Origin of the sequence: Paenibacillus sp. JGP012, from assembly GCF_014203995.1 — a bacterium.
GTDB classification, from domain to species: Bacteria; Bacillota; Bacilli; order Paenibacillales; family Paenibacillaceae; genus Paenibacillus; species Paenibacillus silvae.
This window is the reverse complement of sequence record NZ_JACHKG010000042.1, coordinates 25602-44389: the sequence shown is the minus strand read 5'-3', so window position 1 is coordinate 44389 and position 18788 is coordinate 25602. Positions and strand designations below refer to the sequence as shown.

General features: G+C 48.4%; 11 protein-coding genes, 1 pseudogene and 1 riboswitch. Of the genes and pseudogenes, 6 read left to right on the top strand and 6 right to left on the bottom strand.

All coding sequences use genetic code 11. The annotated features are described in order from the left end of the window. Positions 1-772: 772 nt before the first annotated feature. Positions 773-2149 (bottom strand): NCS2 family permease, encoded by a 1377-nt coding sequence (locus tag HNR77_RS27665; RefSeq protein WP_184191018.1) that lies wholly within the window; start codon positions 2147-2149, stop codon positions 773-775. A gap of 180 nt (positions 2150-2329) precedes the next feature. Further along, positions 2330-2430, bottom strand: a riboswitch (purine riboswitch). Positions 2431-2933: 503 nt separating this feature from the next. Here HNR77_RS27665 and HNR77_RS27660 point away from each other — a divergent pair. Then, on the top strand, positions 2934-4187 hold the full coding sequence (locus tag HNR77_RS27660; protein WP_184191016.1) for a hypothetical protein: 1254 nt from the start codon (positions 2934-2936) through the stop codon (positions 4185-4187). Positions 4188-4382: 195 nt separating this feature from the next. Here HNR77_RS27660 and guaA read toward each other — a convergent pair whose 3' ends face one another. The 5 genes from guaA to HNR77_RS27635 form a co-directional block, all read right to left on the bottom strand. Continuing rightward, the gene (gene guaA / locus HNR77_RS27655) at positions 4383-5921 is read right to left on the bottom strand and encodes a glutamine-hydrolyzing GMP synthase (protein WP_145406288.1); all 1539 of its coding nucleotides are present in this window, start codon (positions 5919-5921) and stop codon (positions 4383-4385) included. A gap of 1316 nt (positions 5922-7237) precedes the next feature. Continuing rightward, the gene (locus HNR77_RS27650; RefSeq protein WP_184191014.1) at positions 7238-9697 is read right to left on the bottom strand and encodes a DUF4129 domain-containing transglutaminase family protein; all 2460 of its coding nucleotides are present in this window, start codon (positions 9695-9697) and stop codon (positions 7238-7240) included. Beyond that, on the bottom strand, positions 9684-11180 hold the full coding sequence (locus HNR77_RS27645; RefSeq protein WP_184191012.1) for a DUF58 domain-containing protein: 1497 nt from the start codon (positions 11178-11180) through the stop codon (positions 9684-9686). The genes HNR77_RS27650 and HNR77_RS27645 overlap by 14 nt, the downstream gene beginning before the upstream one ends. Then, positions 11177-12169 (bottom strand): AAA family ATPase, encoded by a 993-nt coding sequence (locus tag HNR77_RS27640; RefSeq protein ID WP_184191010.1) that lies wholly within the window; start codon positions 12167-12169, stop codon positions 11177-11179. The genes HNR77_RS27645 and HNR77_RS27640 overlap by 4 nt, the downstream gene beginning before the upstream one ends. A 103-nt stretch (positions 12170-12272) precedes the next feature. Continuing rightward, on the bottom strand, positions 12273-13571 hold the full coding sequence (locus HNR77_RS27635; protein ID WP_184191008.1) for a polysaccharide deacetylase family protein: 1299 nt from the start codon (positions 13569-13571) through the stop codon (positions 12273-12275). A gap of 254 nt (positions 13572-13825) precedes the next feature. Between HNR77_RS27635 and HNR77_RS27630 the strand changes: the two are divergent. From HNR77_RS27630 to HNR77_RS27610, 5 genes and pseudogenes are all read left to right on the top strand, one after another. Further along, positions 13826-14482, top strand: a pseudogene (locus tag HNR77_RS27630) (DedA family protein). A 185-nt stretch (positions 14483-14667) separates the two neighbouring features. Next, the gene (locus HNR77_RS27625; protein WP_184191006.1) at positions 14668-16182 is read left to right on the top strand and encodes a spore germination protein; all 1515 of its coding nucleotides are present in this window, start codon (positions 14668-14670) and stop codon (positions 16180-16182) included. Between the two features lie 20 nt (positions 16183-16202). Then, complete coding sequence (locus HNR77_RS27620; RefSeq protein ID WP_184191004.1) at positions 16203-17405, top strand: Ger(x)C family spore germination protein; 1203 nt, start codon at positions 16203-16205, stop codon at positions 17403-17405. A 6-nt stretch (positions 17406-17411) separates the two neighbouring features. Further along, a complete protein-coding gene (locus HNR77_RS27615; RefSeq protein WP_184191002.1) occupies positions 17412-17648 on the top strand; it encodes a hypothetical protein in 237 nt (78 codons plus the stop codon). Positions 17649-17668: 20 nt separating this feature from the next. Then, complete coding sequence (locus tag HNR77_RS27610) at positions 17669-18778, top strand: GerAB/ArcD/ProY family transporter (RefSeq protein WP_184191000.1); 1110 nt, start codon at positions 17669-17671, stop codon at positions 18776-18778. Positions 18779-18788 lie beyond the last annotated feature (10 nt).

The following is an 18788-nucleotide window of genomic DNA, read 5'->3' as shown; positions in this document are numbered from 1 at the left end:
CCAGCGTTCGTCCTGAGCCAGGATCAAACTCTCCAATAAAGTATTGAAAAGAGCGATAAGCTCATTTTGAATCTGACGAGATTAAAAATCTCATTTTTGTTCCAGTTTTCATACAGCCAGATGGCATGCACCAAAAACCTTCACGTTCATTCTGCAAGCAGAATGATTACTCACTCGTTGTTCAGTTTTCAAAGATCAAACTTTTCTTCGTTACCGAAACTAGTTCGTTTCAGCAACTTTTATATCTTATCATTTCCGAACCAACTTTGCAAGCTCTTTTTTTCAAGCTTCTTTCGAAGCTTTTTTTGTAAGTTGCTTGCCGCACCGTGTAAACCGTGTTTTCTTGGCCGGAATTAGAATATACCATGTACAAATTTATAATGCAAGACTTTTTTCGAAATATTAAAAGCGATCTACATCAAAAGAATCAATGTAATACGTTAGACTATTAACGGCACCACAACGTGACGGGTCCATCTTGAAACTTATATCGCACAAAACGTTATTTGCAAACTGTGTATTTTAATTGGTTAACTGCTACGTTATCTCTTCAATATCTGTTGTGCTGCTTGCCCTGCAAGTTTAGCTCCTTCTCTTCCCTCAACGTATATTCTTATATATAGATGAAACGATGTATCTGGATTGTAGCTTTTCATTTTTTTGCACACAGGAACAATTTATATAGAAGAAATAAAAAAGCGGAACCTCGATATCGTATCGAAGCTCCGCTTGCATTGTTAATGCGATCAGTCAATCTAAGTTATGTCGTCACTTACTCTCCGCCAATAAATACGTAACGGCAAACGACGATAATGGCCAGTACCCACATCAGCCAGTGTATTTTTACTTTGCGCTCTGTAACAAGGTTGCTGAAAACGGCCAGAATGACGTAGGAAACGATACCTGCGGAAATCCCGTTTGCAATCCCGCCTGTAAATGGCATCAGTACAATCGTAAGAAATGCAGGGAAAGCTTGAAGAAAATCATCCCACTCAATGCTGCGAACCTGACTCATCATAAGCACACCCACAATGATCAATGCCGGTGCCGTTGCAGCAGAAGGAACAACCAATGCGAGCGGTGCAATAAACAAAGCCAGAATGAACAGCAGACCTGTTGTTACCGAAGTCAAACCTGTACGTCCGCCAGCTTCTACACCAGAAGCACTTTCAACATAGGCTGTAATCGTACTTGTACCCAGTGCCGCACCTGCGCTGACGCCGACTGCATCGACGAGCATGGCTTTACCAATTGTTTTCTCGCCTTTTGCTTTATCCTTCATGATGCCCATACGTGTCGCCGTACCAACCATTGTACCGAACGTATCAAACAACTCAACGAATGTGAAAATGAAAATAATTTCGAATAATCCAAGGCTGATGGCGCCTTTCAGATCAAGCTGTCCAACAGCCAGGTCACTGAAGTTAGGCAGCCAGCTTGCGCTGGACAGGCCGCTCAGATTCGTTACTCCCATAGGAATACCGATCAGTGTTGTGGCTACGATCCCGATCAACAAAGCTCCTTTTACACGCATAACCATAAGGATCGCGATCAAAAGCAAACCAATCAAAGCAAGTAGAGCATCATGATGTGTTACAAAGTTGCCCAGGGACAGATTAAAGCTGCTGCCTGGAATCGGCTGGCTCAAATCTGCATCAGGTGCAACATTCACCGTTACCGCCACCAAATTGGCGAGTTTGAAGCCGATGATGGTAATAAACAGACCGATACCTACGGTTATCGCCATTTTAATGGATTGCGGAACTGCAACGAGCAGCATTTGCCGAACTCGAGTTACTGTCAGAATAATGAATACGATACCTGAAAGGAATACAGCACCGAGTGCTGCCTGCCAGCTAATCGCACCATTGGAACTCAGAACCACGGTCATAAAGTATGCATTCAATCCCATACCCGGAGCGAGTGCGATCGGAACGTTTACGAACAACCCCATAATAATTGTCATTAATCCAGCACCAACGGCTGTTGCAAAGAATACTGCATTGTCAGACATACCCGCTCCGGCTGAACCCAGGAACAATGTGTTCACAAAAAGAATGTAAGCCATTGTCATAAAAGTAGTCAGACCCGCAACGATCTCCGTTCTAACATTTGTTCCGTTTTCTTTGAGTTTAAAGAAACGATCCATAATTCACTAACTCCTCCTTAGAGATGTTGAAGCTATATTGAAAAACGACAAATGACCCTGAGAAGTATTTTCCCCAGAGTTCAGCTTGACCAGAAGCAGGCACATTGCCTGTGAACCAAGAACAAAAAAAATTCTAATGTGCGCGGGTGATGTTCCACCGCAGTCATGTAGAATTCATGTGCTTAGCCTGCTCCTCTTCGTAGCCAGATCATTAGGGTGATCTCGTAGAGACTCCCGGGCCATATCCCCAGGATTATACGAATTAGTATGCGCTATTTGTTTGTTTCCCATCACCATTTTAGGAGTGGGCTTCTATTTTGTCAACGATAAAAACGAATGTTATATTCAAAACCTCCAAACAACGTTCGTATTATTTAACAAATCAAACCATTTCAGCGATTTACCACCCAGATAAACATGCGATTGATAACGATTTCAAAGTCGGATATGTTCATATTTTCAAAGTAAGCATTGCTTGACGGGCATCAAAAAAGCCACCTGTTCATCATGTGTAAAACACGATGGAGGCAGCCATTGATTTATTTTAATTTATTATAAAAATATACTTATCATTGGTTTCCGTAACGAAACACTCTTAGGTACTTTAAATCCCATACGACATGTTTCACGGCCTGTTTGAATGTGTTAGGACCTAATCTGGCTTATATCTTCATCCAAATTATAAAGCAGTTCTAAGTCACTGTTCTGCCTACGCTAAACTTCATTTTATCTCATCTCATTCCGATATATTAAGGGATAAATCACTTATACTGGAGGTTATGAAATGATTTTTTCAAAAAAGATAATATTGGGGGTTCTTGGGTTCATCCTTGCAATGGGAGGCATACCAAACGTTACATCCGCTGCTGAGTCAGGAGAATTATCCGTAACCCTGACAGGCAATTCTACCATAGTTCCTGGTGATGTCGAGTGGGTAGATGTTGCAATCTCTAGCAGCTTGAATACTCCTAAAATTAAATCGGCAACTATCGTTTTGAGCTATGATGAAAACATGTTTACACTAAAGGAAGAGGATGAAGAAGACGGATTACTCCGTTTTGATGAAAAGTTGAAAAAATACATATGGAGAGACGATACTTTTTACATTCCAACACGTCAGTATGACAGCAAAGACTATACCATTCAAAATCCCTATCCCGAGGATTTTGTCCCAAATGATGGAAGAAGGGAGGTTGTACTTTCAATTACAGCCAATGACGGTCATTTTCTGGATTCGGCAACAGGCGATCCCTTTGTATCCTTCACGCTTATGACCAAGGAAAGCAGTTTGAATACCCGCTCTTCCATTCAAGTCCTGACTGATAGAACGGTATTGACTGATCTTGCGGGGAATGCAGTTACAGATTATAAAACTGCGGCCGCAGATGTATTGGTCGCTATACCAAAAGAAATCTTTATCGTAGAGGGAATCTCGCGACCAAGCTTCCTTCCGTTCATCTTCTCCGTTAATACGGGACAAGAATTGAATGCTCTGGCTTATTTCGAGAATGGAGATGTATCCTACGTAACAGATCTCGCTACATGGGAATCAAGCAATCCTGCTGTATTGAAACCCCATGGTACTGGCAATGTACAAGCTGTCGGTCTCGGTACAGCGAGCTTAAAAGTCACTTATGGTTCTGTCACTGGTGAACATGAAGTTAAAGTGGTGACGGCCGCCACTGCAGCCAAATTAAACGAGGAATTTGTGCCCTATGCTTCAATCATTAGATCCGATGTCAAACCGGAAAAAATCAAAATTATCATTAATGATAAATCAAAGCATACGGGCCTTCTCTACAATGGAACAGTATATATTCCAATTCGTTCTGTAAGTGAGGCATTCCATGTTTTTATAGGCTACGACCCTGTTAAAAAATTGCCTGTTCTCTTTGGGAGCCCGATCACACAATCCAGAAATTTTGCAGGCACAGCTTATATTGAGGCCAAAGACCTTCCTTCATTATTGGGTGCAAAAGTAGTCAAGTGGGATAACAAGAATAAAACATTATATCTCGAGTACAACCCAAAGAAGTAAACTGTAGAATAACAGATTTTAAAGAAATCTATGTAGACTCCCTTTGATTTGCATTCTGTGTTGCAGACAAGAGGGAGTTTTTGTCCTGCATTCTGTGAATTATCTACGTGCTGTAAACATAAAAATGCCGAAAATCTTGGATTACCAAGACCTCCGGCATTTATTAATATTAAGTTTTAATGTCCTGTAATAAACCTACTCCCACTCGATCGTTGCTGGTGGTTTGGAAGTCACGTCATAAACGATACGGTTTACGTTGTCCACTTCGTTAACGATACGTACGGAGATTTTCTCCAGTACATCCCAAGGGATACGTGCCCAGTCGGCCGTCATACCGTCGATGGAAGTCACGGCACGAATACCTACAGTGTAGGAATACGTACGTGCGTCACCCATAACACCAACACTCTTCATGTTAGGCAGGGCAGTGAAGTATTGCCAGATTTCACGGTCAAGACCGGCTTTGGCGATTTCTTCACGCAGGATGTAGTCGGAATCACGAACGATTTTCAGCTTCTCTTCCGTTACTTCGCCAAGCACACGGATCGCAAGACCCGGACCAGGGAAAGGCTGACGGTGTACGATTTCATCCGGCAGGCCGCATTCCGTACCTACTTTACGCACTTCGTCCTTGAACAATGTGTTCAAAGGTTCGATCAGTTTGAAGTTCATGTCTTCTGGCAGACCGCCCACGTTGTGGTGGGATTTGATCGTCTGTGCTGTAGCTGTACCACTCTCTACGATGTCTGTGTACAGCGTACCTTGTGCCAGGAATTCGAAATCATCGAACTGCTTGGACTCTTCATCAAATACGTAAATAAACTCGTTACCGATAATTTTACGTTTTTGCTCCGGATCATCCACACCAGCGAGTTTGGACATGAAGCGTTCTTTCGCATCAATTTTAACAACCTTCATATCGAATTTGCCAACAAACGTCTCCATAACACTTTCTGCTTCGCCTTTACGCAGAAGACCGTGGTCGATGAACATACATGTCAATTGATCCCCGATTGCTTTGTGCAGCAATGCCGCAACAACAGAGGAATCCACACCGCCGCTGAGTGCACACAGCACTTTGCCGTCGCCCACTTTTTCACGGATATCATTAATCGTATCTTCAATAAATGTTTCCATCGTCCAGTTGCCTTCGCAACCACAGATTTCAAACAGGAAGTTACGAATCATGTCGTTACCACGAACAGAGTGACGTACTTCCGGGTGGAACTGAACTGCATACAATTTGCGCTCGTCATTGCTCATCGCTGCGATTGGCGCACTTTCCGTGCCTGCATCCAGTTTGAAGCCCGGAGGCAATGTAACGACGTGGTCACCATGACTCATCCATACCGTATGTTCGCCTTCAATGCCTTTAGCCAGTACTGCACCTTCAGCAAACGCCAGATCGGCTTTACCATATTCACGCTTCTCGGAGCGCTCCACTTTACCGTCAAGCTGCTGAGCCATCAGCTGCATTCCATAACAAATGCCGAAGATTGGCAATCCCAGGTCATAAACACCCGGATCAACGTGTGGTGCATTTTCAGCATACACGCTGGATGGGCCACCGGAGAATACAATTCCTTTTGGTGCAAGTTCCGCAATTTTCTCCGCTGGTGTGTTATACGGCAAAAGCTCGCTGTATACGCCAAGATCCCGAATTCTTCTGGCGATTAACTGGTTGTATTGGCCTCCAAAGTCAAGGACAACCACAATTTCATTCTGCTTATTCATTACCGTGCCTCCCTTAATTAATGAAACTAATTATACGCAACGACAAAACCTACCGTCAAGGAAAGACGAAACTCCATTTTTCGGGCAAGGAACGAGCAGATGTGACATGGGACGACAACCCTTGATAATCCCCGAGCTCCGTGTATGAGCTGCAAATATGTTCAATGGACTATGCACATTTGCTCCAACTCTTATGTCCTATGATCCCAATCACCGCGTCCCTGACTTTCATTTCGATATTCCCTTTGCACATCTGTCTCGATATCCCTGTTAATATCCGTCCCTGCATCCCCCTTATAATCCGATAAAAGAACCGATCTCATCCGTCGGATGCGCAAAATCAAAGTGATACGTACAACCTCCAGGGTGGATGTGACAAACAAATCATGCGAAAGACTTTCGCAAGTAACCAGGCAAGCTGCTTTTGCTTCCAAGGCAGTTGTGCAAATCGCGGCTCACTTCTCTTGTCATGAAGTAACGTATCATGTGCCGGGAGATGCACCAGTTTGACGAACATGTACTCAGTGCTTCTTCTCGCACGCGGTGTAACAAGCTTCAGTTCCAAAGCATATGAAATGGAGGGATATTCCGTGTTTCACCCCCGCGCTATATCTATACTGAGCTTACGTATAACACGCTAACGATCCCAAACAACCTTATTTCGGCCTTTTGACGGGGTTTGAAAATCTAACGAATCGTAGAAACGCTATTTAAACGAAAACTCTCCATTTTTGGCGAAAAACACGGCATTTCAAGTAAATAAGGTTTCTGGGAATCGTTACGTCTGCAGCATGACCAAAAAGGGCTAAATAGCTTCACTAGGAATCGTTAGCCGTAATGTGACCCAAACTCTTGAACCCGGCCCGGCACAAGCTCTGTCCACTCGTTAACATTCAACAGTTGTTCCAACTTTGTGTGCCATCGTTCCCCCTGCAAGCTGTAAACGTATGAGGACCCTTCTCTTTCAGACACGTTAGAACGGTGTGGTTTGGGCTTGGGCTTGGTTTCTGGTTCTGGTTCTGGTTCTGGTTCTGGTTTTGGTTCTGGTTTTGGTTCTGGTTTTGGTTCTGGTCAGCCTGTCTCGTTGAGATGTTGCAAATGCCGGGGATGCTGGAGACATTGGAAAGATTCAACTCAATGAGCGCATTCCTTGTATGTCGTTGATCGTATTATGGCGGGGGCTGAGACTCTATAGCACTTCATGATTTATATGTTGAAAAAGATCCCGCTCACCCTTCGGGCAAGCGGGACCAATTGCTCTGCCAGCGCGGTTTTGTACGCTGGCAACAGGTTGTTGCGGGACGCTGGCGCAAGGATTAGCGCTGGCGGCCGGGGTTGCGCCGGGTCAGGCGAAGCGCCCGGCGCAGGAAGTCGAGACTGTCCGCGCGCAGCGGACGGTCAGGCCCGTACAGCAGCCGCTCCCAGTCGGCTGCAAAGCGCGCGATGTCCGCGCCGTCCGTGCCCGCGGCCACGGCGGGTGACGCTGCGTATTCCCGCAGCGTCATGCCCGGCGGCCGCGGGCCGTACCGGCGCGCAAGCGCGTGCCAGACCGGAGCGGCAGCCTGCAGCAGCCGCTCGCGGTCCGGGAAGCTGCTGCGCGGCCATGCCAGCAGCAGCTTGAGCCGCAGCGCGGGGCGAAGCCGCAGCGCGCTGGCCCATGCAGCGGCGCACAGCATCGCCGCTGCGGCTATTGCCGCGGCAGGCCATGGCGCCGCGGCCAGTCCCCGTGCGCGCGCAGCCAGCCACGCGCCCGCGTGGTCCAGTCCGCTGCCTGCGCCCGGCAGCGGGGACCCATCGCCGGGCTGCAGCCCGGCGGCAACCGCAGCGCTGGCATCCACCGCCTGCGCTGCACCAAACCCCGGCGTAGCCTCAAAAGGCATCCAGCCCACGCCGGGAAAATACACCTCCACCCAGGAATGGGCATCGGCCTGGGTGACAATGACACGCCCGGGGACCTGCGGGTACGCTTGTCCGGGGGCGTAACCTTTTACCCAGCGTGCCGGAATGCCTTCGGCACGCAGCAGCACAACCATGGCGGTGGAGAAATGGTTACAATACCCCGCCCGGGTAACAAACAGAAAATCATCAACAAAATCCCTGCCTCGCGGCGGCATCCGGGTATCCAGCGAGTAACGGGCATTCGCTTGCAAATAGCTGCGTACAGCTTGTACAGCGTCGTACCGCGTTGCACTCGTACCCATAATCTCGGCAGCCAGGTCCTTAACACGCTGCGGAAGCGTATCCGGCAGCTGCAAATCCTTTCTGCGGATGGAGACCGGATCATCGACTGAATTCCCCTTCATTCCGTGCATACCCGCGCTCTGCCGAAGCACGTCTGGAGTTACATCCGGCACCATCACATCGACGGTGTAATGCTGAACACGCGCCTGATGATCCCCGCCCCCCGCAAGCCACAAGATACCTGTATCTTCACTCGACAGCAATCGTTTCTCGTTTTTGCCGTTAAGCGCGTTGCCATCCTGAAAAGACAAGCTTACCGGCAAACCTCCCGCAAACAGCGGATTAGGTGCTCGCCATTCCCTTTCCATCGTGATGATCTGACGAACCCGCTTCCAGTGCGGGTGCTCCTCCCATCCATCCGAACGCAGCATACCCGAGGAATCTGCATAGTGGAATCGCTGCTCCACATCACTCCATGCACTTCCGTTGTAATACGAGCGAGTTTCTCCTCGCCAATACGTAGATACAGGGGTGCTTGCGGTAAACACCGGCTCATTCCCCTGTACCAGCGGAGCACCCATCGGTGCATCGACCGTGCTGTATCCCGTCATACTCAAGGAGGCAGGTATACTTCCCGAAGGTGTATATCCTGCCCATTTAGCCAAACGTTCGACCGTGTCCATGACAGAGATATGCCCCGCAGGCGACACAACATTCATACGGGCCGGAACCATGGATATCAGAACCAGACAGGCAGTGGCTCCTAATGACACAGCAATCCAAGCCATACGTACCCTTCTTCGCATTGGACGGGAATTGTTCTTTTCACTTCTCGCCATCTTCCGATGTGTCCTTCGATGAACAGCCCCATGTATATCCTGTGCTTCCCTTACTGCTGCATTTCGGACCGCCGCTTCATGACCTGTCCCTTCAAAAAGCCGCAGCAGATACAGCAGACCTTGAATAAACAAGAGCCAGCATACAGAACGCACCACCGAGCCATACGCATCATATCCGACCAGACTTTCCAGCAGAATAAGATAGACTAATGTGCCTGTACCAAACAATGAAATGCTGCGGCGGAGCAAAACAAGGTACTGCACCGAAGCAAGCAGCATACTCCAGCCGCACAGCATAAACAAACCTCTCGTTTCACGGCTCATGACACGAAAGCGGCCTTTGTCGATCCATTCGCCAAGATCGGCATTAAGCATGCCAGGATAGGCTGTGCCCCACTCGATCGGATGACTGGCTCCATACATCAGACACAACGCAGCATAGATGATTGGAAGGCGAATCACCATACTGACAGCCCAACCGGTTCTGAACAGGCCAACCGACAGCAGAACTGCCGAATAACCTCCCATTACCGCAGCGAATCGCCCACTGCCGGTCTGACCGGAAGAAGTGACGGGATAGATCCATTCCATGCATAAAAGGAGCAGCCCCGCTGTAATCAGCCACAGATACAGTGCAGGAGCAGTTCCATGGACGGATGAAGATAATGGCGACATAACCTCCATACGGTGGCCCTTGATCGTCTGCTCGGCAAAAGATGCTGGCTCAGCTTTAATTCTCGTGCTACGCTCCCACATCAACGATCCCCGCCTTTCCGCCGAGCAAAGTGCTGTTTGTTGCAATGGCTTCCTGACAGATCACACGCACACCCTTGGATACAAGACGATCAGTCCATACTTGCAGCTGCTGCGCTTTTGCGGACGAACCAGAAGAAACCGACGATGCATATCCTGCCTTTGTACCCGCTTCTGTACGGAGTCGCTCTCTTGTTTCCCCTTGTTCTGTCGGCCGCTTCCCTTCAAGCCGATCTGCTCGCAAGGGATGATCCAATCTCCCCACGTCACGTTCTGAAGACCCGTAATTAATGATAGGATGCTGCACTGCCTGACTGCCAGTTAGATGTACATTGACCTGGAAACCAAGCGCGGCAGCATGTTCAAGCCAGCCAACCAGTCGTTCATCCAGCTGTCCAGTGAAAATAACGATGCTTGAGCCGTACGAAAGCTGCTCCAGCCTGCTAACATCCAGCGTAGATACTGCCTCAGGCTGCTCTTTGCACAATCGGGCATATGCCAGCCGCCGTAATGCGTCAGCCGCACCTACATCAGCACCATCATATCCCCGTCGCACCTCACCCGCAGCAGAGCTATGATTCGTCCTGACCTGTTTCCTTGAGTCCTCTTCAGGTTCCACAGTTCTGTCTGCTCTACTGCTCAGCTCATCTCCACTTAACCAGAGCTGGCAGGGCATCTGCGCATTGGCCGCCTCTCTGATCCAGCTGGCAGCACCACACACTGCCTGTTCAAACGCTTTATGCGCCTGACCCTCCGAGTCGTTCTTCTCGTACCCTGAGCGTTCCTCGTATACGATAATTGCCAGCGAGGTGCGCTGCGGCATCTCGGGAATCAGCGTGTGCAGCCTTCCAGTCCGGGCGGTGCTCTTCCAATGAATCCGGTTAAATGCATCTCCCTGCTGATATTCCCGAATTTCTATACCTGGCGGCCCCAGCAGTTGTGGCTGCACCGCCATACCTTCCCCATGTTTTCCCCAACTCTCAGGCCGGATCGATACCTCGCTATATCCGCCATCTGGTACTACTACAAGTGGCTCTTCACCTTCAAGTTGGGCCCAGGCCTTGCTCCATCCAAAAACATCTCCCCAATACAATCGTCCTTCCTCCCACACATACACACCTCTAGCAAGTCCCGTGATCTCGTATTGATAAGACCATTGTCTCTTCATACCGGGAAAAAGCAGCTTGCGATGCACTCCTGCGGGTGTATTGTCACAAACGACAAGCCAAAGCAGCGGAAGGACACAGCGAAATTCCAGATGCACCTGAACCCGCAGGCTCTCGCCTGCCACAATATGCCCCCGACGTCTATGCCGTTGTACATGAACATGACGAGGGCCGAAAAGCTGCAGAACAATTCCGTATGTTACAACCAGAACCGATATAACAGCCAGAAATAAAGCGGATTTTCCTCCGTGCCACAGATACACGCCGATCAGAAGAACCGCTATCAGCACTTGAGCTGCGCTTCCGCGAATGCCACTCATGCCCTGCGTCCCCTTCCGTGTCCGCTCATCTGCACAGGCACGGGCACGGAAGATAATACTTCACGAATGACCTGCTCCTGTACCTCACTGCTGTCGGCTCTGTTCACCGATTTCAGCTGAATCCGGTGAGATAGCACTGGCACAGCGAGGGATTGCACATCATCCGGTACAACGTAACTGCGCCCCTGCGCATAAGCATATGCCTGGGCCGCTGTCATCCATGCCAGCGTTCCCCTTGGACTGATACCCAGCCGTACCACATCATGTCCTCTCGTAGCTACAGCTACACCTACAAGATATTGCTTGATCACTGTATCTACGTGCACCTGCCTGACTTCACGCTGCATCGCCACAACTTCCTCGGCCAGCATAATCGGATGCATATTCTCCAGCATCTCCTGGCTCCGCACTCGAGACAGCAGTTCTACTTCCTGCTCAGGCTCAGGATAGCCCAGCGTTATCCGCATCATGAATCGGTCCAGCTGCGCTTCAGGCAGACGGTACGTACCTTCGAATTGAAGCGGGTTCTGCGTTGCCAGAAGCAAAAACGGTCTGGGCAATGCATGGGTCGTACCATCCACAGTCACACTGCGCTCTTCCATCGCTTCCAATAGAGAAGACTGTGTCCGCGGCGAAGCACGATTGATTTCATCTGCGAGCACAATATTGTTCATCAACGGCCCGGGTCTGAATCTGAACTCTCCTGCCTGTGCATGATATATGGATACTCCCGTTACATCGGCTGGCATCACATCTGGCGTGCACTGGATGCGGCCCATCGCACAGTTTATCGAAGAAGCCACCGTGCGGATCAGCATCGTTTTGCCAGTGCCCGGCACATCCTCAAGCAGCACATGACCTTCGCTAAGCATAGCGGCGATTATATATTGAATTTCCTGTTTCTTGCCGATGATGACATCAGCAATTCGATTGCCAAGCCTGTTCAACAGTTCAACAGCATATTCATGCTCTATTCGAATCTTGCTCATTGGACTGAACTCTCCTTCCCTGCTACTGAATCCTGATTATCGTAATCTATGATTCATTGTTGCCCGGAAGTAGAGAGAATAGTCAGAAGATTGGTCGTTTCTTTCAAAGAAATGAAAAGGAATGCCTGTAATCCATAGACGTCCAGGGCGGGTCCACGGTGATCACCCACTCGCTGTCTCCGGACTGCACCATATACTGCTTCGCTCCAAGCTGCTCCATCAATTCTCCCGCAGCTACCCAGATCGTGCCCTCATTGCTCTCCATTACGGCATGTACCGAGTACCCGCTCTGCTCATGCAATCGCTTGGACGTCATTGTGCCCATGGCTGGATTGATCTGCACAATTCGATCCTTCCACCAGGTGGTAGCGGTACCTGCAGCCTGATCCCAACTAATGCTTCCTCCCAGCTTGTTGATATAACTGCGTAGAGGAACAAGCACGTTCTGGTCTTTAACGCGATATTCATCTGGCTGAAGTTTAACGGTCATGTATCCCAGTTCAATCTTCAGCGGTTTGGCTGAAGCCCACTGTGATGCGTTTGCGTCCACATGTTTGGCAATCCAGGCAGCACCTGGAGATGGTCGGTTTTTAAATTTCGCCGCAGGTTTAACTTGAAATTGCACGGGATCATCCGAAGCCTGCATTACTTCAAAGCGATACCCCTGCTGCTTGTAATAATGAATAATATCAGGCAACGCCTTCACCGTTTCGGCATGTGCTCCTCCGTCATGCATCAGAACCAGTGCATTTGACGTTCCCGCCGGGACGGCGGTAGCATGAGCGACAATTTCGGCAGCAGGCACATTTCGCCGCTTGGAGTCGCCGCTGTCCACGTTCCAGTCCATGACAGCGTATCCTCCCCTTTTTAACAGGTCAAAATAAGTATCGTCAAAGTGGCCATAGGTTCCTCCAGGTGCTCTGACAAGTGCAGGCCGAATGCCAATAATGCTGTGAATAATATCCTCCGTGCGTTTGATCTGCTGCCAGAAGGATGGAAAATCCCGATACAGCTCACTATATTCATGGTTATATGTATGATTGCCGATAACATGTCCTTCCCGGTGAATTCGTTTTATCATTTCAGGCTTCCGCTCCGCTTGCTGTCCCAACACAAAAAAGGTGGCCTGGACCCCAGTATCACGTAAAATATCCAGCACCTCCGGCGTATGTTTGCCGGGTCCATCGTCAAAGCTCAGGTAGACCACCTTGTCTGTCTTATCGCTTTTTGCCGCCGCTGCGGCAGATGATGCACCCGTTCCAAGCATGCCTGTCAACAGTATTACAGTGAGTAAACAGCCTATGGACAGACGCTGCCACATACGCACTTTTTCACAGACATATGAAGCATGTTGATCAAGCTGTCCGTTCCGTTCCATCCACAATTGCGATCCGTACGTCATGTATGAATCAACCTCCAGCACTCTAGTGATTTTGCTGATAGACTTCAGCAGATTTGTTAGAATTATATGGAGGCGGATCGCAAAAAAGACTCATTTGAACGATAATTTTGCAATATTTGTTGCCGCTTGCTGCATACAGGAATTGATTCTTGTTCAACATTTCGGTAGCATTAGAAAATAACGAGCATATACGGGCGCGAAGCAATGAATTGCGCCTGTCTGATGTATTTGAGGACGCCAGGAGTGTGAACCTAGTGGAACTACTTGAGAAGATCCAGCAGTTGTTCGGGTCTTACGGATATAGCGTAATGTTTTTTGGTCTGCTGCTGGAGTTTATCGCCCTCCCCTTCCCTGGAGAAACGACGATGGCATATGCAGGATATTTATCGTACAGAGGACAGCTGGACTTCGGCACACTGGTTATACTCGCCTTTCTTGGAACGACCATAGGTATGACGATTACGTATTTCATCGGAGCCCGAGCGGGGCTTCCCTTTATTATGCGATATGGAAAATGGTTTTTCTTCAAGCCGGACAAGCTGGATAAAACACAGAAATGGTTTGCCAAATACGGCAACGGATTGATTTTTATCGGATACTTCATCCCCGGGGTTCGCCACTTCACGGGATACTTCTCTGGCATTGCTGCAATTCCGTTTCGCAAGTTTGCTCTCTATGCCTACTCTGGCGCCCTGTTCTGGGTGGTGCTGTTTCTTGGCATCGGCAAACTGTTCGGCCCTGGCTGGAGTGCAATATTCCAGCTGGCTCACTAGTATACTGCTGTCATTCTTGCAGCCATTGGTGTAGTGCTGATCATCGCCGTGATCTATCGTTATCGTCGCAGCTTGTCTAGAAGCAATACTCGCAAAGCGGTATCCGTTCGCCAAAGACAAAAGCAGAATGCAGACTAGAAAGCACCTTTTAGTCTGCTTCTTCCTGAAAGAAGTCGTGCTCCCACGGCTTCTTTTTTTTTGTGGGTTCATGACATACTGCCACCCCAGGCTCCCGCCAGAAAAGTAAACATTCTTTTTTTCATAAACTGGAACACTCCCGGTCATACTACTTGCAAATATAGGATGATTGAGGAGGGAAGCCCATGGCTGCGGATACACAGATTCAGCACGATACACAGCTTATTCACCCGAACCTGGAAGAAAATATAAAATATTGCAAAACGATATTGGGGAATAGCAATGACCTGATGATCCGTCCGCTGCAAAGCCTGCACAAGTGGCCCTCTGTTTTGTTATACATCGACGGTCTTGTGGATGTACAGATTCTGAACCTTGCCATTCTGCAACCTCTGCTGCAGGAGCGCAGCTTGCCTGATTTTTCTGCAGATGACGAGCATCTGTCCTACATTCAGAATGATATTCTCACTGCCAGTGGAGTGCTCTATATCGACAATATGGATGATGTTACGGAGGCGTTGCTGGCTGGTGATGCGATTCTGCTGCTGGAGGGCTCCTCCCGGGGACTCAAGATTGGAGCTGCGGGCTGGGAGGACCGTCCGGTTGGCGAGCCCGTTTCACAAACGGTTGTACGCGGCCCGATGGAGGGGTTCACTGAAAACCTGCGCACGAATACCGCTCTGCTTCGTAAACGGATTCGTGACCCTCAATTGTGGATTGAAGAGCGCATTATTGGACGTGTTACGAAGACCCGTGTAGCTGTTGCCTATCTGGAGCACACCGTAAACGTGGAGGTTGTAGAGGAGCTTCGCAGAAGACTGGACCAGATTGATATTGATGGCATTCTGGAGAGCGGCTATATCGAGGAGCTGATTCAGGACAAAACGATGACCATTTTCCCAACGGTGTACAATAGCGAACGCCCCGATACTGTATCGGCTGCCCTGCTTGAAGGACGAGTTGCCATTATCGTAGACGGAACACCGTTTGTTCTGTTGGCCCCTGCTCTCTTCGTGCATTTCTTCCAATCTCCCGAAGACTATTACCAAAGGGCTGACATCAGTACGCTCGTCCGCATGCTGCGATATTTATCCTTTCTGATCGCCATGCTCGCACCTTCCTTTTATATTGCCATTACGACCTATCATCAGGAGATGCTGCCCACCAACCTGCTGATCAGCCTGGCTGCCCAGCGTGAAGGTGTACCCTTTCCCGCCTTTATTGAAGCGGTTCTGATGGAATTGACATATGAAATTTTGCGAGAAGCAGGCATTCGTATTCCGAAAACGGTCGGGCAGGCTGTATCCATTGTCGGAACACTGGTCATCGGACAGGCTGCCGTGGATGCAGGCGTTGTCTCGGCAGCAATGGTGATTATCGTGTCCATTACGGCAATCTCCAGTTATGTCATCCCGGAGAACGGATTATCGATTTCCGTGCGCATTTTACGTTTTGTACTAATGATGCTTGCCGCTGCCTTTGGATTCTACGGCATTTTGCTTGTATTGCTCATTACGCTGACTCATCTTTGCAGTTTGCGGTCTTTTGGTGTCCCTTACATGTCGCCATTTGCACCATTCATTCAGAATGATCTGAAGGATACGCTGTTCCGTGTGCCTTGGTCCCATATGAAAACACGTCCATTGTCCTCCGGCACATCCAACGTCACTCGACAAGTAACTAAAAAAACGAAGCGATAGTGTAGTCAGGAGAAAAAGTGATGAAGAAATATCTGCTCATGCTGCTGTCTCTTGTCATCATCATGCCGATGTTAAGCGGCTGCTGGGATCGTCAGGAGTTAAATCAGCTCGGGATTGTGCTGGGTCTTGGTGTAGACAAGGACGGTGACCGGATCAAAGTCAGTGCACAGGTAGTGGTGCCCAACGAGGTTTCCTCCAGAGCTCGGGGTGGCAAGGGGACTCCCGTGACCCAATATCAAGCCACCGCTCGTACGCTGCTTGAAGCGATTCAGAAGCTTACTGAAACCAGTCCGCGTGCTATTTTTCTGTCCCATATACGGGTACTTGTGTTCAGTGAAGAGTTTGCAAGAGATGAGGGCATTTATGACATTATAGAGGCTCTGATGCGAGAGCCCAGCGCAAGACCAGACTACTATGTCATGATTGCACGCAAAACAACCGCTTCGCAAATACTGGATATGTTGACACCGCTGGATAACCTTCCTGCGGAGAAGCTGTTCAATGCACTCGATATTTCATCCAAAAGCTGGGCCCCAACAACCACCGTAACAACCGATAAGCTGATGCAATACATTCTCACCCCCAGCATGTCCCCGGTTATTACCGGAGTCGAGATTATCGGAGATCCTGTGATTGGTGGAGAAGCGAAAAATATCGAATCCATCAAGTCCCCAGCTACTCTTCATTTCAGCGGCCTGAGTGTGTTTAAGAAGGATAGGCTCGTTGGATGGCTTGATGAGAACCATTCGAAAGGATACAACTACATTCGCGACAATGTGAAATCAACCATTGGTCCCGTAAACTGCCCGGGAGGGGGATATGTCACCTTAAAAACACTGCGTACCTCTACCAAACACAGTGTCAAAATGGTCAATGGCGAGCCTCAGGTCAGGGTTAAGGTTGAAAATGTATCTACCGTTGGCTCCGTCGAATGTGATATGGAGATTGGCTCCATGGCAGCCATTAAGGAAATGGAGCAGATTGCGCAGGAAAGAATCGTGGAACTGATGAAAGAAACCGTCAGTCTGGTGCGCAGTAAATACCATGTCGATATTTTCGGTTTTGGACAGGATATCTATCATAAGTATCCCAAGCTCTACAAAAAAGAAGAACAAGCCTGGGACAAATATTTTATGAATCTGGATATCAAGTATGAGTCTAATGTGCAGATTCGGCGGATCGGTACGCTGGATAATTCATTTAACAAAAAAGCCAAGGAGTGAGGATAAGTGCTGCTTTCAATTACAGTTGTGGTTGTTGGGTGCCTTATGGGGGTGATTGATTTACCCAAGCTGTTTAAGCGCAAGGAATGGAAAGAAGTGATTGTGTATTCTGGCCTGCTGCTAACCGGCATCTTTTTTGGGATCATTGCCGTTAATTTATGGGAGTTTCCAAGCCCCCTCTACATTATTATCTGGATCTACAAACCCGTTAATCAATTACTCGCCTATATCACAGGAAGCTAGCTCAAGGGAGTTGACACACTATGCCAGAGCATGGGCGGCTCGGAATAAGACAACTGACGATCCTGACCATTATGACTATTGTTGGCGACATGATGATGATTTACCCTTCGGTCATCGCGAACTATTCCGGCCAAAATGCCTGGCTCAATGCATTCATGGGTATCCCGCTTGGTATGGGATTAATGTATCTGTATGTGAAACTGGCGGATACCTATCCAGGTGAAAATCTGTTTGGTATTTTGCGGAACATACTCGGATATTGGCCGGGCACCCTCGTATCGCTGTTTTACCTTATGTATTTTATATTTGGCTCGTCAACACAAGCACGAGTTGTCGGTGACTTCATGACCAGTGAGATTTTTTTGCTTACTCCGATTCGCGTTGTGCTTCTTATTTTTTTTATTGTTATTGGATGGGGCATCTACAACGGTCTGGAGACGATTGGACGAAGTGGTGAGATTCTCTTACCAATTGTGACCGTGTTTATGTTCATTCTCGTCATATGCTTGCTGCCGCAGACCGATCTCAAACAGCTCCTGCCATTCACAGATACAAACATGAAGCAAATTACGGAAGGGCTTCTGGTCAGTTTCGTCTATCCCGTTGGTGAAGCGATCCCCATTCTGATGCTTATACCCTACGTTAGCCAAGAGGCTCATCGTACACGCGACCTTGTCTTAGGTACAGGCTTTGGCAATTTTCTCATGGCTGTTCTGGTTACGACATCCATGCTGGTTATGGGGCTTTTCCTTACCCAGCACAACATTTTCGGTTCCTTTGTATTGTCGCAAAAAATTAATATCGCCAATTTTTTTCAGCGTATTGAAGTACTGATGGCTTCATCCTGGCTGATCTCCACCTATTTTAAAAGCACCATCTACCTCTATGCCTTCATCATCGGCACGGCAGAACTGTTCGGTTTCAAGACCTCAAGGTTTCTTGTTTTACCTTCGGTTCTGATCGCCTTTGCACTTTCTAATATTGTATCACCTACGATAACCTTTATCGTTACACTCGTCATTCCATACTGGCTGAATTGGGACATCACGATGTGTCTGATTATCCCGGTTATGCTATTAATCATTCACCTGATCAAAAACAGAGTACGCTTCAAAAAAAAGACGGTATAAAGACTTTCAA

Excerpts from the sequence above, each read along its gene's own strand:
- HNR77_RS27665 (WP_184191018.1), bottom strand. The coding sequence starts at position 2,149 with ATGGATCGTTTCTTTAAACTCAAAGAAAACGGAACAAATGTTAGAACG.
- HNR77_RS27660 (WP_184191016.1), top strand. The coding sequence starts at position 2,934 with ATGATTTTTTCAAAAAAGATAATATTGGGGGTTCTTGGGTTCATCCTT.
- guaA (WP_145406288.1), bottom strand. The coding sequence starts at position 5,921 with ATGAATAAGCAGAATGAAATTGTGGTTGTCCTTGACTTTGGAGGCCAA.
- HNR77_RS27650 (WP_184191014.1), bottom strand. The coding sequence starts at position 9,697 with ATGTGGGAGCGTAGCACGAGAATTAAAGCTGAGCCAGCATCTTTTGCC.
- HNR77_RS27645 (WP_184191012.1), bottom strand. The coding sequence starts at position 11,180 with ATGAGTGGCATTCGCGGAAGCGCAGCTCAAGTGCTGATAGCGGTTCTT.
- HNR77_RS27640 (WP_184191010.1), bottom strand. The coding sequence starts at position 12,169 with ATGAGCAAGATTCGAATAGAGCATGAATATGCTGTTGAACTGTTGAAC.
- HNR77_RS27635 (WP_184191008.1), bottom strand. The coding sequence starts at position 13,571 with ATGACGTACGGATCGCAATTGTGGATGGAACGGAACGGACAGCTTGAT.
- HNR77_RS27625 (WP_184191006.1), top strand. The coding sequence starts at position 14,668 with ATGGCTGCGGATACACAGATTCAGCACGATACACAGCTTATTCACCCG.
- HNR77_RS27620 (WP_184191004.1), top strand. The coding sequence starts at position 16,203 with ATGAAGAAATATCTGCTCATGCTGCTGTCTCTTGTCATCATCATGCCG.
- HNR77_RS27610 (WP_184191000.1), top strand. The coding sequence starts at position 17,669 with ATGCCAGAGCATGGGCGGCTCGGAATAAGACAACTGACGATCCTGACC.